Raw genomic sequence first — 14,279 nt, 5'->3', positions numbered from 1 at the left:
CCACCTTTGGCATGCCGGTGAGTGCGGGTTATTTACGCATCCGCATCAACTCCGGCAGCCCGATCTTGAGCAATCGCGCCGTGCGACTCTTCGCCAACTCCTCGATGCCTTCATGTTCAGTCAGGCGTGCCATTTGCGCCGCCATGTTCATCACCAACGCCTCACGGGAATACACCCCGCCACCGAGCTGGTAGACCGACGCAATCAACTCCCGCAGCTCCAACGGCAGACGCCAGCGGGTGCGCAGAGCCGACCCGTAAGCCGCGCCAAACTCCGCCAGCGCTTCGCCGACTTCCTCCAGTTCATCCAGCTCACCACCCGCCTGCTGCCATTCCTGCAAGCAACGCAGCAACGCCAGGTCACCCAGGCGATGGAGCATGCCCGCGCAATAGCAGCGCTCCTGATCCAGGTCGAGCAGACGCGCCAGCGTGCGGGCGTACTCAGCGGTGTGCAGCGACAGCCCCCAATAACGCTCGGCGTAATCCGCCAGACACGGGTCACTGAGCTTGGCACTGCGCTTGAGCGCCAGCCCAAGAATCAGATTCATGCTCTGCCCGGTGCCCAGTCGATGCAGCGCCTGCGCCAGGGTTTGCACCGGTGCGCCGTGGTGTTGCGCAGCGCTGTTGGCTGCGGCGATCAACACTGCGGTGATCTGTGGATCGGTTTTTATCTCTTCTTCCAACAGTTTCAGATCCAGGCCGCCGGGATTAAGGCTGCGTTTGACGGCCACCTGAACGTCGGTCATCAACGGCGCACCGTCGGCCTGCTCACGACGGCGCTCAAGAAACACCGACAAGGTCATGCCCGGCGCCAACGCCGGCACCTCACAGAGCACTTCTTCACCGGCATGGAGCAGCAAACCCTGCAAGCGCTCGGTCAGGCTTTCCATGTTCAGGGGTTTGGTCAGATACGCCGTCGGTGCCAGCGGCAGGGCCTCACGGACACTGGCGCTATCGTTGCGGCTGCTCATCAGAATGAACGGCAACGGCGGATTGCGTTTGCGCTGACGCACGCTGCGCAGCACGTTCAAGCCATCGACGCCGGGCAGCTCCCAATCGACGATAGCGAGGTCATACGGCACTTCGCTCAGCAGCGATATCGCTTGCTGACCATCGGCACACAAATCCAGCCGTGCATCGCAACGCACGTTCAACAGCACTTGTTTGAGCAGGTCGCGAGACCAGGGGTCGGCCTCGGCAATCAGCACTCTTGGTACGGCGGGTAAATCAACGGCAGTCATGCGCGCTCTCCCTTGCAATGCCTGAACCTTAGCCAATGCTGGCGATTCGATACAGCGCTAATGCGTCGATGTGTTTCAAGGAGCAAAAAAAACCCGCCGAAGCGGGTTTTTTGTCGATCAGGTCACACGGGGTGATCAGAGCTCGGAGAAGCACTCTTCGATGATCGCCAGACCTTTGTCCAGTTGTTCGTCCGGCGAAGTCAGCGGTACCAGTACGCGCAGGACGTTACCGTAGGTGCCGCAGGACAGCAGGATCAGACCCTTGTCGCGAGCCTTGGCGACAACGGACGCCACAGCAGCGGCGTTCGGCTTGTGGCTGTCGCCGTTTTCGAACAGCTCGACCGCGATCATCGCACCCAGGGCACGGACTTCGCCGATCACCGGGTACTTGGCCTGGATAGCCTTCAGGCCAGTGACCAGACGCTCGCCGACTGCTTTGCAGCGATCCAGCAGGTTTTCTTCTTCGAACACTTCCATCACTGCCAGGGCAGCGGCGCAAGCGATCGGGCTGCCGGCGTAGGTGCCGCCCAGGCCGCCTGGAGCAATGGCGTCCATGTATTCGGCCTTGCCGCACACACCGGCCAGCGGGAACCCGCCAGCGATGGATTTGGCGAAGGTGGTCAGGTCGGCAGCAACGCCCATCTGCTCCATGGCGAAGAACGTACCGGTACGGCCAGCGCCAGTCTGCACTTCGTCAGCGATCAGCAGGATGCCGTGCTGGTCGCACAGAGCGCGCAGACGCTTCATGAATTCTTTCGGCGCGACGTAGAAACCACCTTCACCCTGCACAGGCTCGATGATGATCGCGGCGATGTCTTTCGGCTCGGCGTCGTTCTTGAAGATGCGTTCGATGGAAGCGATCGAGTCGTCGATGCTCACGCCGTGCAGTTCGTTCGGGTACAGCGCGCGGAAGATGCCGCCCGGCATCAGGCCCATGCCGGCCGAGTAAGGCACGACCTTACCGGTCAGGCCCAGGGTCATCATGGTGCGACCGTGGTAAGCACCGGTGAACGCGATCACACCAGCGCGGCCAGTGGCGGCACGGGCGATTTTCACGGCGTTTTCGACGGCTTCGGAACCGGTGGTGACCAGCAGGGTTTTCTTGGCGAAATCACCTGGCACCTTGGCGTTGATCTTTTCGCACAGCTCAACGTAGGGCTCGTAGGCCAGCACCTGGAAGCAGGTGTGGGTCAGCTTGTTAAGCTGCTCAGTCACGGCGGCAATGATTTTCGGGTGAACGTGGCCGGTGTTCAGTACAGCGATACCGCCAGCGAAGTCGATGAACTCACGACCTTCAACGTCAGTCACGGTAGCGTTCTTGGCCGATTCAGCGAAGATCGGGTGAATCTGGCCGACACCACGTGGAACAGCTGCGGTACGACGGGCCATCAGTTCAGCGTTAGTCTTGCTCATTACAGTCCTCATTCGCCGCTCATCGGGCGGCGTGGTTCAAGGATTAAGCGGGAGAAATCGACGGTGGCAGCATGCGATGATCGACTGCCACGGCGTTCCTGGCCGCAGAGAAAATTCCGGTTTGAAACGACGCAAAGGGACAGCGCTCTCGTGCCCTTTGCGTTTGCAGCGATCCTTGTCCGGGCTTAGATGCCCAGGCAGAGGTATTTGATTTCCAGGTAATCCTCGATGCCGTACTTGGAGCCTTCACGGCCCAGGCCCGAGGCCTTGATGCCGCCGAATGGCGCGACTTCGTTGGAGATCAGCCCGGTATTGACGCCGACCATGCCGTATTCCAAGGCTTCGGCCACACGGAACACGCGACCCAGGTCGCGAGCATAGAAGTAGGAGGCCAGACCGAACTCGGTGTCGTTGGACATCGCGATCACTTCGGCTTCGTCTTTGAAACGGAACAGCGGCGCCAGCGGGCCGAAGGTTTCTTCCTTGGCCACGGCGGCGTTTTTCGGCACGTTGGTCAGGATGGTCGGTTCGAAGAAGTTGCCTTCCATCTGCTTGCCGCCAGCCAGTACGGTTGCGCCTTTGGATACGGCGTCAGCGATGTGCTCTTGCACCTTGGCCACGGCTTTTTCGTCGATCAGCGGGCCAGTGGTGGTGCCGTCTTCCAGACCGTTGCCGATCTTCAGTTTGGCCACGGCCACTTTCAGCTTCTCGGCAAACGCGTCGTAGACCGAATCCTGAATGTACAAACGGTTGGCGCAGACGCAGGTCTGACCGTTGTTGCGGTACTTGGAAATGATCGCGCCTTCGACGGCCTTATCCAGGTCGGCGTCGTCGAACACGATGAACGGTGCATTACCACCCAGTTCCAGCGAGACTTTCTTGATGTCCTTGGCGCATTCCGACATCAGTTGACGACCGATTTCGGTCGAACCGGTGAAGGACAGCTTGCGCACGATCGGGTTGCTGGTCAGCTCGCTGCCAATGTCGCCGGCGCTGCCGGAAACCACGCTGAACACGCCCGCAGGAATGCCGGCGCGCTGGGCCAGTTCGGCCAGTGCGAAAGCAGAAAACGGAGTTTGCGAAGCAGGCTTGAGCACCATGGTGCAACCGGCGGCCAATGCCGGGCCGGCCTTTCGGGTGATCATCGCCGCCGGGAAGTTCCACGGGGTGATTGCCGCGGTCACGCCGATTGGCTGCTTGATCACGATCAGGCGCTTGTCTGGCTGGTGACCTGGTATGACGTCACCGTAGATGCGCTTGGCTTCTTCGGCGAACCACTCGATGAACGAAGCGGCGTAAACGATTTCGCCCTTGGCTTCGGCCAGCGGCTTGCCCTGCTCGAGGGTCATCAGGCGCGCGAGGTCGTCCTGATTTTCGATCATCAGTTCGAACCAGCGACGCAGCTTGCCGGCACGCTCCTTGGCGGTCAGTGCACGCCATGCCGGCAGCGCCTTGTCAGCGGCTTCGATGGCACGACGGGTTTCGGCAGCGCCCATCTTCGGCACGGTGCCGAGGATTTCGCCGGTGGCCGGGTTGTTGACCTTGATCGTCTGACCGTTGTCCGCATCGACCCAAGCGCCATCAATGAAGGCTTGCTGGCGGAACAACAGGGTGTCTTTAAGCTGCATGTCGGCTTTCCTTAACAGCACCGCGGCCCGCGCGGAGCAAATTATGATTGTAGAAAGGCGCCTCGCAAGGCTGCCGTCAGGGAAATCAGTGACCAGGTGTGGCGCATGAACAGTGCACGATTCGAAGCACCGGCGCTTCAACACCCCGTCAACGAGCGTTTGAAATCTCAAACGGATCGTAGGATCAAAGGGGTTAAAGGACAATAGGTCGTTCGAAAAAAAGAACAAAAACGCCGCTTTTGCCGGTTTTTTCAGATCAACGAGCCAAAAGCCCCCGGCGCATGAAAACCTTAGATCAACCCCGCCAAAGCGCCAAGCGAGGGTTTTGCAGGACGTTACAGCTTTATGGAATGCAGCGATTTCAGCCGACACGCGCACTGACAATCCACGCCAAACCCAGCATGGACGCCCCGAGCCGACCTAGGTATGATGTCGCCCGCTGCACCAGTAGCTCAGCTGGATAGAGTACTGCCCTCCGAAGGCAGGGGTCGTGGGTTCGAATCCCGCCTGGTGCACCATTGATTTAAACGAGAAAGCCCCGGACTGTGATGGTCAGGGGCTTTTTTGTGGGCGACGCAAAGACAGACGTCACTCCGTCGTCCAATCAAACTCATCGTAATCATCGTCGTCCTCTTCCCCAATCTCCTCCTCAAAGACGTCGTCTTCATCAACGACATCCTCTTGTGACTGGTTAAGCAGAAATTCCTTACGTGCCTCGGTAATAGCGCGCCGCATCTCTTCGCCCTTGTCCGGGCAGTTGAGCAGTTGGGCAATGCGGTCAATTTTTGCTGCCACGTTGTCCTCCAGCGTCTTGGCAATGACCCGATAGTGCGCGTTTTTCCGGGGCAATGCCAAATGGCTCGGGGATGAGGCGGTCATTTTTTCTGCAACTGCTGAAATCGGGCGTCGAGATCAGTGTTCGGGTAGCGTTTGTGCAGGTTGTTGAACAGGCTGTCGGCCGCTTGCGATTGGCCGGTTTCGCGCAGACGCAGGACTTCGCGTAGTTGTGCATCGAGGCCATTGGCGGGGGCGGCGGCACGTTTGCTGAGTCTGGCTTGGTCAGCGCTGATGGCTTCGCTTTGCATGGGCGCAGCCATTTCTGCCATCGGTGCGGGCGCGGGCATGGCTCCTGCAGGCGCGGACAATGCTTCAGGCGCTTGCTTGCGCGCCAGCGGTGCGGCGGGTTTCGCTGCCGGGGCAAAGTCGAATTGCCCTTGCGGTTCGGGCGCGCGCTGCACCAGCGACAACATCAGGGCGACGCCAACAAGACTGGCGAACGCGACTTGCCAGCGTGGTTTGCGGCATGCATCGAGCCAGCGTTGCAACAGGCTTGGTCTGGGCGTCGGGACCTCGCGACGGGCCGCGTTGAGGATAAACGCATCGAGGTGCGCTGGCGGCTCGGCGTTGTGCTGTTCGCGGTAATGCTTGAGCAGTTGATCTTCGGGTGTCTGGCGGGCGTCAGTCATGTCAGTACCTCCTCGGCCAGCAGCCGACGCAGTTTTTGCTGGGCGTAGCGCAAGCGGCTTTTGACGGTTTCCAGCGGTGTTTCGGTGAGGCTGGCGATTTGCGCCAGGTCGAGATCGCCGTGGGCACGCAGCAGGAACACTTCGCGCTGATCAGCGGGCAGGATTTGCAGGGCGCTTTCCAGGCGTTGGCTATCGCGGCTGAGGCTCAGCAGTTGTTCGGGATCATTCGCCTCATCGCTGACCGCGTGGCTTTGTTCGTCATAGCTGTCGTGCAGCGGTTGCCGGGCGCCGTGTTTGCGCCAATGGTCAATCAGGCGATTGCGGGCGATCTGGAACAGCCATGTGCGAAAAGTCGCCCTGCCTTGTGGCTGACTGGCGCTGCGGATCAGGCTCAGCCAGGTGTCCTGGAACACTTCGTCGGCCAGGTCCGGCTTGCCGCTCAACCCCAGTAAAAACCGATACAACCCCTGCCGATGGCGGGCGTACAAGATCTCGAACGCCGCGCTGTCGCCCTCGCGATAACGCGCCAGCAGCGATTCATCGCTGCTGGCGGTTGAGCTGTCTGCGCAGGCAAACAGCTGACTGATGAAGCCTTTCAGACGACTCACTTATTCAATCCGTCGCTCAGCGGGCTGCACGTTCGCTGCGGTCGAGATACGCAGGCTCTGCGCCAGCTCGATCAGTTGCACGAACTCGTTGCGCAAGCCGAAGCGATCATCGCCACGAGCACCACGGGCCAGTGCTTCGGTGTCTTGCAGGTTGAAGTCGCCGGTATAACGATCCTCCTTGAGTTGCTGGGAAAATGCCGCGACCGCAGCAGCAAAACGCAGATCCTCGCTGGCGGTTGCGACCTGATTGGCAATTGGACGCTCAATCAACAGACTTTTCCCACCTTCGGGCGGTTGATAACGCACGCGCAGCATTGCCAATTCTCCATTTTGCCGCGAAACAACCGACTCCGACTTGCCGTAACGCAGCGGCTCCAGCCACCCCTTCTCACCCGCCGGAACAATTTCGTACAACGCGGTCACCGTGTGTCCTGCGCCGATTTCGCCGGCATCGACTTTGTCATTGCTGAAATCCTCACGCTTCAACGCGCGGTTTTCGTAGCCGAGCAGACGATATTCACTGACCTGCGCCGGGTTGAATTCCACCTGCAACTTGACGTTTTTCGCCACCACGGCGAGGGTCGAGCTCAATTGATCCACCAGCACTTTGCGCGCCTCGCGCAGGTTGTCGATGTAGGCATAGTTGCCATCGCCGGCGTCGGCCAGTTGTTCCATCAGGTGTTCATTGTAGTTATCCACACCGAAACCCAGGGTCGTCAGCGAAATCCCGGTTTTGCGTTTATCCACAGCCATGTGCTTGAGGCTGTCGAAGTCGCTGATGCCGACATTGAAGTCACCGTCGGTGGCCAACAGGATGCGATTGATCCCTTTAGGGATAAAGGCCTGCTGTGCCATTTGGTAGGCCAGTTCGATACCGGAGGCACCTGCGGTGGAACCGCCGGCGGTCAATTGCTCGATGGCTGTACGAATTTTCGCTTTCTCCCGTCCGGAAGTCGGCTCCAGCACCACTCTGGATTCGCCGGCATACACCACCAGTGACACTCGATCCTGGTTGCGCAATTGATCGACCAGTAATTTCAGCGTGCTTTTAACCATCGGCAGGCCTTCGCGGCGATCCATCGAACCGGACACATCCACCAGAAACACCAGGTTGGCCGGGGCCAGTTCCGCCACGGTGAGGTCGGAAGCCTTGATGCCAATACGCAACAAGCGGGTGTGCGGGTTCCACGGGGCGACGGCCAGTTCGGTGGTCACGCCAAACGGCGAGCCATCGCTGGGTAACGCGTAGTCGTAGGGGAAGTAATTGACCATTTCCTCCAGCCGCACGGCACCTTCCGGAGGCAGACGGCCCTGATTGAGCATGCGGCGGACATTGGCATAGGCGCCGGTATCGACGTCAGCACTGAAGGTTGAAACCGGGGTTTCGGCAACGCTATGGATCGGGTTATCGACCAGCGCCTGATATTGCTCGCGCGGCTCATCGCGATAACCCTGTGGATAACTGTCCGCAGACGGCATCACGGCGAAACCGGCAACCGGTGCCGGATGTGCCACGCGCTTGGCCTGCGCGCCAGCGACCGGCATCGCTTCCTGCTGAACCAGCACTTGCGGCTGCGCCGGCGCTGGCACAGCAGCGGAATCGGGTTTGGAAGAAACACCGCAACCGACAAGCGCCAGCAGCACACCGACCGCAACTGGACGTAGAAGAGGAAGTGACATGGGGGCTGACCTCGGGATGAAATTGATCATTCATCCACTGAGACGGGCAGCCCTTTCAGTTCGGGTTAAACGCCGCCAAAAATTTTTTCAGCGGTGATAACGCCGCACCACACTGCTGTTACGCAGCACATGGCCTTTGATTTTTTCCATCAGCTCGGCGCGGCTCAGACCGGCGGGCAAGGCATCCGGAGCCAGATCCAGCGCGTAGATCTGGATGATGTAGTGGTGCGCACTGTCGCCCACTGGCGGGCATGGGCCCATGTAATGGGTGTTGCCCTTGCTGTTGGTGCCGCCGACGCCTTCGAACGCGGACTTGGCGCCGACACCCGCCGCAATCTGGTGCGTGGTGGACTTGATGCCGTAGTGAATCCAGTGATCGACGCCCAAACCTTTCTGGCCGTCCGGATCGTGCATGACAATGGCGTAGCTCTGGGTGCCCGCAGGGCCGGCGTTCCAGCTCAACGCCGGCGACTGGTTCTTGCCACCGCAACCGGGCGCATCGCTGGCCGCAGCCGCAGTGAACAGACGGTTATCGGACACACCCGGGATGCTCAGGGTGAAACGCTCTTGGGCCTGCGCCGGAAACTGCACGCAAAGGGCGACAGCAACGGCGGCGAGCCAAGGGTTGAGAGAGGTCAATCGGGTCATTCCGGGAGCACCTTGTGCAGTTGGGCCGTCGGCGGCCTGCAAACTATAGCCGTACCGTTCGTGCGGTGGCAGTGGCAAATGGCTGAACCTCGCACGGCTGCGCAAACTCACAAGAGAAATACCCGCGAGGAAGCCGAGCATGTCCCTGCACCGAGTCGCCCGTATCGCCGATGTCCCGCAAGACCGTGGCCTGCAAGTGGAAATCGGCGACTGCAAGATTGTGCTGCTGCGCGCAGGCGAGCAGTTGCGTGCCTTTCAGGGCGAATGCCCACATGCCGGCGCGCCGTTGGCTGACGGCGCCTTGTGTCACGGACGGTTGATCTGCCCGTGGCACAAGGCCGCTTTTCGCGCCGAAGACGGCGCGTTGTGTGAGCCGCCCGCCCTCGACAGCCTCAAGCGATATCCACTGGAGTTGCGCGGCGACGAGGTGTGGATCGATGACCAACCGTTGCCGGATACGCACACCCCACCGGCGGATGATCCGCGCACGTTCGTGATCGTCGGCGCGGGCGCGGCTGGCACCGCGTGTGCGGCGGCGCTGCGGGAAAAGGGTTTCGGTGGTCGCATCGTCATGATCGACCGCGAGGCCGATGCCGGTTACGACCGCACGGTGCTGAGCAAATTTGTCCTCGCCGGGGAAATGCCGCCCGAGGAGACGGCGCCGCTGCGAGATGACAATTTCTATACAGAACAGCGCATCGAACGACTGGAGAACGAGCTTATCTCGCTCGACGCCGCAAACAGGATTTTGCATCTGCGCGATGGCCAGCCCCTGCGCTACGACGCCGCTGTGCTGGCCACTGGTGGAGAGCCGAACCGATTGGAATTGCCCGGTGCCGACCTGCCGCAAGTCTTCGTGCTGCGCTCAAAAGCTCAGGCTGCACAGATCATGAATGCCGCCAGCCCTGATCAACGCGCAGTGGTCATCGGCGACAGTTTCATCGCCCTCGAATGCGCTTCGGCCCTGCGCCAGCATGGCCTCGACGTCACCGTGCTCGCCCGCCACGCCATCCCCTTCGCCGCTCAATTCGGTGACGCCGTGGGCAAGGCCATCCGCTCACTGCATGAAGAACATGGCGTGAAATTCATCGACGATCATGAGGCGACAGCAATCATTGGCGACGGCAAAGTCGAAGCGGTATTGCTCAGCAATGGATTAAAGCTCTCGGCGGATCTGATATTGGCCGGGGTTGGCGTTCATCCGGCGACAGAAGCATTCGCGTCACTGCCAAGGGAAAAGGACCAGTCACTGCGCGTAGATGGCGGGATGCGCGTGAGCGAAAATCTTTGGGCCATCGGCGACATCGCCACGTTTGCGCTGAACGGCCAGTTGCAGCGCATCGAACACTGGCGCCTGGCCCAGCAACACGCACGCATCGCCGCTGCCAATATGCTCGGTGGCGAAGAACATTACCTCGACGTGCCGTTTTTCTGGACCTGGCATTTCGGCAAGAACTACGACTACCTCGGACACGCCGAGCATTGGGATGAGGTGGAGTTTCTTGGCGAGCCCGAACATCCACCGTTCATTGGCCTGTTTGGCCGCAATGGTGTGTTGGTCGCCGCAGTCGCCTGCGAAAAGGAACGCGCCATGGCCTTGCTGGCCGAGCGGATGAAGCAGCCCTTGCCGATGGAGGAAGCCTGGGCACTGATCCAGGCCTGACCCGCGCTGATCGTGCTTGATTGCTCCCACGCGGGAGCATGGGAGCAATCAATCAACGCGGCAGAGGCTCACGGTTATCGTCATCTTCGGCATGCAGAAAGATCACTCGCGGATGCTCCAGCGGTGCCAGTGGCGGTGGCAATTTCTCCTGCTGCACCGGCCAGAAATGCGTCACCACATGACTGATATCACCTTCCTGATCGTTATGGATGGTCATCACCCCGGGCGTGCGCAATTTCTGCAAGCGTTCATCGCAGAGTTTGAAACTCTTGCTCAGCCCTTCATCGTCAATCACCGGCGACGGCAAACGGCGCTGGGCGAAGCTGCGACTTTTGCGCTGTTGATAGCGCGCCCAGCCAATCAGGATGACCGCGTTGACCAGCGCCACCCACAGGTAAATCTGCAACGTTCCCAGCGCGTCGAACGCCGGGTTGTCGATGCGCGGCCCAGCGGTGTGGGTTTCGATCAACGGCCAGAGTCCACGTACCAGCAGAAACAGCAGGCCGACCCACGCCACTACCGTGAGGAACACATCGACCACGACCAGAAATGGTCGCTGGCGGGTCCGGATGATTTTCATTTGATGACCTCCTCTTCGTCGTCCCCGATCGGTTTGATGCCACGGTCGGGACTGACCCAACGCGCACGTTTCTGATGTTGGCCGAACAATACTTTGGGAAAGCTCACCAGCGTGGTCAGCAGGCTGACGAACCAGAACGCAATCGGGTACCAGACCACCCAGAACATGGTCCTGCCCAGCCCGGGTTCGTAACGGCGGTCGATGATGATGCTGACGGCGAACTGCACCAGGCAGACGAAGGCCAGCAACAATCCGGTAAACGCCGGCGGCATCAAGTGATCAACAGCGATGGCCTCCGGCATCACCACGAACTTGCCCACGCCCCAGAAAATCACTGACAGCAGGAACGTGAAGGCCCAACCGGTCGACAGACAGTATTCGAACAGCAGCGGCCACAGGTAACGATGGCGGTACTGCCAGATGCCGCGAATGTTCTTGAACAGCACTTCGGCACCGCCCTGAGCCCAGCGCAGCCGCTGCTTCCACAAGCCGCCAAGGGTTTCCGGCATCAGAATCCAGCACAGTGCGCGGGGCTCGTAGAAGATGCTCCAGTGATCGAGTTGCAGCTTCCAGCTGATGTCGATGTCTTCGGTGATCATGTCCGGGCTCCAGTAGCCGACCCGGTTCAGCGCCGAACGGCGGAACGCGACGATCACGCCGGACACGGTGAAGATCCGCCCGAACACCCGCTGCGTGCGTTTGATCAGGCCGATGATCGAGGAGAACTCGCCGACCTGCACCCGCCCGACCAGCGTCGACCGCGTGCGAATCCGCGGGTTGCCGGTCACCGCGCCGAGGCGGGCGTTATCCAGCATCGGTGCGACCAGATAGGCCGCCGTGTTCGGCGCCAGCAGCGCGTCACCGTCGATGCACACCAGATACTCACTGCGCGCAGCAATGGCGCCCATGCGCAGAGCGACAGCCTTGCCCTGGTTTTCCGCCAGGTGCAGCACCCGCAGGCGCGGATCTTCCTTGGCCAGTGCGTCGAGCACCTCGGCCGTGTTGTCCTTGGAGCCGTCATTGATCGCGATGACTTCGATGTTCGGGTAATGCTGGGCCAGTGCCGCGTGGATCGTGTCGGCGGCGTTCTCGCCTTCGTTGTAGCAAGGGATCAGGATCGAGATCAGCGGCTCGCCTTCCAGCGGGGGCGGCAGCGTGTCGTCTTTCCAGGGCCAGTGGCGCTCCCAATGCAGCCAGAAATACAGACCGCCAGAAATCCACAACCCGGACATGAACAACGGGTAGAAGAACACGAAGTCCATCAGGAACTGCCCGGTGACCAGGAAGATCAGGCCCAGCGGCAGGCCGAGTACGAGCGCCAGAACAAGCAGGGCTAACAGTCTATCCAGCATGTTATGGATTCCATTTGTTGGAAAGCGCAGGCCTTACGGTTTTCAGGTCCGGCAGGTTGTCGAGGAAGTTGTCCGGGTAGTAACCGAAACTGGTCGCGCCTTGACGCTTGAGACGGCCCATCCAGTCCGCCAGATGCGCACCGTCGATGTCGGCCTGATCCTTTTTCGTCCAGTCCCGCGCCTGCAATTCGAACACTGTGCGATCCAGTGCCCCAGGGCGTTTCCTGACCGTGGCTACCAGCGCTTCCAGCCAAGGGCCGGATTGCGCCTGGGTTTGTTTTTCCATCAACGGCATGGCCATCGGCGCCGTCCAGTCGTAGGTCACGAGGAAGTCGTCGAGGTTCTGCGCAAACCACGCTTCGCTCTCGGGATTGAGCATCGGCTCGGCGAAAATATTGCGTGCAGTCAGCACCTGCGGGCCACGAATGGCGCGAACCTTGGCCGTCAGCTCGTTGGTGAAATCGATGAGGTATTGGCTCTTGAAACGGGTCCAGCGCTGCATGGCCGCCGGGTCATCGCGCAGCGCCGCAATCGAACCTGGCAAGCCGTGGGCGGCATAGGTTTTCAAGGCCTCGGGGCTGGCGTCTTCGAAGTCCGAGAGTACCGCGTCATCGTGATAAAGAATGCCGTCGACCGACGTCAGCCGCGCGACGTCTTCGTAGATTTCACCGATGATCCGCCGCACCTCCGGGTCGAACGGTGACAGGCGCTGGTACTGGTCGGGATCGACCGCCGTGATGCCGGTTTTCGGGTCCCAGCGGGTAACGCGCGGCAGTTTAGAGTCGAGGCCGAAACTCAGCACCGGCATCCAGGCAAAGACTTTCACATGGGCGCGGGTGCGTAATTGCCAGGCCACGCGGTCGAAGATATCGGCGCGCACCGGCAAGTGGCGGTTGGGGAAGTACAGCGAGTGCACCAAACCATCGCCCTTGGGGTCGGCGAAGGCTTGCAGGAACACCGTGTTGGCGCCCATGTCAGCCATGCGCTGGACCAGTTTGCCGAGGTTGATGTCCTGCTGCGCCGGGTCAGGATCGTAGACGTTGTCCAGATCCACATGCACCACGCGCATGGCGAAATTCGATTGCACGCCGACGACGCTGTTGGCGAAGTGCTCGCCATCGGGGTCGGAGGCAACGAGGAAACGCGGACTGCTCATCAGGTTGTCGAGGGTGTCGAGACCGTCGTCGAGGGTCAGGGCCATTTCGTAGCCCTCCTCGCCCACCACGGTCAGCGAGGTGCCGTCGGCGGTGCCGTAAGGCCAGACCCAGACGCGCGGTTTCTTGCCAGTAACCTTGCGGATTTTCTCCGAGATGTTGTTCACGTCGATGCGAATCCGGGCCTGGAATTCGGCCTCGGATTCATAGCGTTTGGTCGCCGGATCGTAACGCCGGGTCGCGGCGGCAGGCTGCAGGTTGCCTTGCGGATTGGCGAGGATGCCCTTGTGATTGGCATCGGTATGGGCAGCGATTTCCACCAGACCGGACCGGGAAATCTCGCGCACCTGATCCCAGGTCAGAAAGTCTGAACGCGCACGCGGCGCACCGGCAAAATCCACCGGTTGATTGAGCGGGGTATCGATCCAGCTGCCCACCGGCGCCAGCAGCGCGGGCCAGTTGTAGGCGCGCAGCACCGGCAGCACGCGGGTGTAAAAGCTCGAATAACCGTCGTCGAAGCTGAGCAGAATCGCCTTGGCCGGTAACGCCGGGCCGCCCTTGCGCGCGGCCATGATCTGATCGACCGTCACCGGCTTGTAGCCGTTCTCGCGCAGCCAGGCGAGTTGTTCGATCATGCGCTCGGTGCGCACGGCGACCACGGCCTGATCGGGGTCGCGGTCTTCGACATCGTGGTAGGCAATGCCGAGCACGTGGTTTTTCGGCCACGGTTTTTCACTGGCCGCCAGCGGACGCTCGGACGGCGGTGTGAAGGCCGGAGCTTGCTGGGCGCAAGCGCTGATCAACAGCACTCCCAGCAGAAGGATGAAACGCGAAATCAAAGGCATCT

General features: G+C 60.7%; 12 protein-coding genes and 1 tRNA gene. 2 read left to right on the top strand and 11 right to left on the bottom strand.

What is annotated here, in order from left to right; translation table 11 throughout:
• Window positions 1-28 precede the first annotated feature (28 nt).
• The 3 genes from AACY19_RS03480 to gabD all read right to left on the bottom strand — a co-directional run bounded on the left by AACY19_RS03480 (window position 29) and on the right by gabD (window position 4,281).
• Window positions 29-1,240, bottom strand: coding sequence for a response regulator (locus tag AACY19_RS03480; protein ID WP_339447976.1), 1,212 nt, complete (start codon window positions 1,238-1,240; stop codon window positions 29-31).
• A 135-nt stretch (window positions 1,241-1,375) separates the two neighbouring features.
• Window positions 1,376-2,653, bottom strand: coding sequence for a 4-aminobutyrate--2-oxoglutarate transaminase (gene gabT / locus AACY19_RS03475; protein ID WP_339447974.1), 1,278 nt, complete (start codon window positions 2,651-2,653; stop codon window positions 1,376-1,378).
• Window positions 2,654-2,838: 185 nt separating this feature from the next.
• Window positions 2,839-4,281, bottom strand: a complete 1,443-nt coding sequence (gene gabD, locus AACY19_RS03470; protein WP_339447972.1) for an NADP-dependent succinate-semialdehyde dehydrogenase — start codon at window positions 4,279-4,281, stop codon at window positions 2,839-2,841.
• Window positions 4,282-4,722: 441 nt separating this feature from the next.
• Between gabD and AACY19_RS03465 the strand changes: the two genes are divergently transcribed.
• Window positions 4,723-4,799: transfer RNA gene (locus tag AACY19_RS03465), tRNA-Arg, on the top strand.
• Between the two features lie 70 nt (window positions 4,800-4,869).
• Here the strand turns inward: AACY19_RS03465 and AACY19_RS03460 are convergent.
• The 5 genes from AACY19_RS03460 to AACY19_RS03440 all read right to left on the bottom strand — a co-directional run bounded on the left by AACY19_RS03460 (window position 4,870) and on the right by AACY19_RS03440 (window position 8,683).
• Window positions 4,870-5,136, bottom strand: a complete 267-nt coding sequence (locus AACY19_RS03460) for a hypothetical protein (RefSeq protein WP_339448882.1) — start codon at window positions 5,134-5,136, stop codon at window positions 4,870-4,872.
• A gap of 20 nt (window positions 5,137-5,156) precedes the next feature.
• Window positions 5,157-5,747: a hypothetical protein gene (locus tag AACY19_RS03455; protein WP_339447970.1), complete on the bottom strand. Its 591-nt coding sequence runs from the start codon at window positions 5,745-5,747 to the stop codon at window positions 5,157-5,159.
• Window positions 5,744-6,325 (bottom strand): RNA polymerase sigma factor, encoded by a 582-nt coding sequence (locus AACY19_RS03450; RefSeq protein ID WP_339448881.1) that lies wholly within the window; start codon window positions 6,323-6,325, stop codon window positions 5,744-5,746. The genes AACY19_RS03455 and AACY19_RS03450 overlap by 4 nt, the downstream gene beginning before the upstream one ends.
• Window positions 6,326-6,355: 30 nt before the next feature.
• Window positions 6,356-8,035 (bottom strand): vWA domain-containing protein, encoded by a 1,680-nt coding sequence (locus AACY19_RS03445; RefSeq protein WP_339447968.1) that lies wholly within the window; start codon window positions 8,033-8,035, stop codon window positions 6,356-6,358.
• 87 nt (window positions 8,036-8,122) lie between these two features.
• Window positions 8,123-8,683, bottom strand: coding sequence for a YbhB/YbcL family Raf kinase inhibitor-like protein (locus tag AACY19_RS03440; protein WP_339447966.1), 561 nt, complete (start codon window positions 8,681-8,683; stop codon window positions 8,123-8,125).
• A 139-nt stretch (window positions 8,684-8,822) separates the two neighbouring features.
• Between AACY19_RS03440 and AACY19_RS03435 the strand changes: the two genes are divergently transcribed.
• A complete protein-coding gene (locus AACY19_RS03435; protein WP_339447964.1) occupies window positions 8,823-10,346 on the top strand; it encodes an FAD-dependent oxidoreductase in 1,524 nt (507 codons plus the stop codon).
• A 52-nt stretch (window positions 10,347-10,398) separates the two neighbouring features.
• Here AACY19_RS03435 and pgaD read toward each other — a convergent pair whose 3' ends face one another.
• The 3 genes from pgaD to pgaB are packed head-to-tail and all read right to left on the bottom strand — an operon-like array spanning window position 10,399 to window position 14,277.
• Complete coding sequence (pgaD, locus tag AACY19_RS03430; protein WP_339447962.1) at window positions 10,399-10,926, bottom strand: poly-beta-1,6-N-acetyl-D-glucosamine biosynthesis protein PgaD; 528 nt, start codon at window positions 10,924-10,926, stop codon at window positions 10,399-10,401.
• Window positions 10,923-12,278, bottom strand: coding sequence for a poly-beta-1,6-N-acetyl-D-glucosamine synthase (pgaC, locus tag AACY19_RS03425; RefSeq protein WP_339447960.1), 1,356 nt, complete (start codon window positions 12,276-12,278; stop codon window positions 10,923-10,925). Before pgaC ends, pgaD begins: the two co-directional genes overlap by 4 nt.
• Window position 12,279: 1 nt before the next feature.
• Window positions 12,280-14,277: a poly-beta-1,6-N-acetyl-D-glucosamine N-deacetylase PgaB gene (gene pgaB / locus AACY19_RS03420; RefSeq protein WP_339447958.1), complete on the bottom strand. Its 1,998-nt coding sequence runs from the start codon at window positions 14,275-14,277 to the stop codon at window positions 12,280-12,282.
• Window positions 14,278-14,279: the final 2 nt, after the last annotated feature.

This window comes from Pseudomonas sp. EA_5y_Pfl2_R50 (assembly GCF_963970475.1).
Classification (GTDB): domain Bacteria; phylum Pseudomonadota; class Gammaproteobacteria; order Pseudomonadales; family Pseudomonadaceae; genus Aquipseudomonas.
The sequence above is the reverse complement of the archived record's forward strand: the minus strand, read 5'-3'. Positions and strand labels throughout refer to the sequence as shown.

Excerpts from the sequence above, each read along its gene's own strand:
- AACY19_RS03480 (WP_339447976.1), bottom strand. The coding sequence starts at position 1,240 with ATGACTGCCGTTGATTTACCCGCCGTACCAAGAGTGCTGATTGCCGAG.
- gabT (WP_339447974.1), bottom strand. The coding sequence starts at position 2,653 with ATGAGCAAGACTAACGCTGAACTGATGGCCCGTCGTACCGCAGCTGTT.
- gabD (WP_339447972.1), bottom strand. The coding sequence starts at position 4,281 with ATGCAGCTTAAAGACACCCTGTTGTTCCGCCAGCAAGCCTTCATTGAT.
- AACY19_RS03455 (WP_339447970.1), bottom strand. The coding sequence starts at position 5,747 with ATGACTGACGCCCGCCAGACACCCGAAGATCAACTGCTCAAGCATTAC.
- AACY19_RS03445 (WP_339447968.1), bottom strand. The coding sequence starts at position 8,035 with ATGTCACTTCCTCTTCTACGTCCAGTTGCGGTCGGTGTGCTGCTGGCG.
- AACY19_RS03440 (WP_339447966.1), bottom strand. The coding sequence starts at position 8,683 with ATGACCCGATTGACCTCTCTCAACCCTTGGCTCGCCGCCGTTGCTGTC.
- AACY19_RS03435 (WP_339447964.1), top strand. The coding sequence starts at position 8,823 with ATGTCCCTGCACCGAGTCGCCCGTATCGCCGATGTCCCGCAAGACCGT.
- pgaD (WP_339447962.1), bottom strand. The coding sequence starts at position 10,926 with ATGAAAATCATCCGGACCCGCCAGCGACCATTTCTGGTCGTGGTCGAT.
- pgaC (WP_339447960.1), bottom strand. The coding sequence starts at position 12,278 with ATGCTGGATAGACTGTTAGCCCTGCTTGTTCTGGCGCTCGTACTCGGC.
- pgaB (WP_339447958.1), bottom strand. The coding sequence starts at position 14,277 with ATGCCTTTGATTTCGCGTTTCATCCTTCTGCTGGGAGTGCTGTTGATC.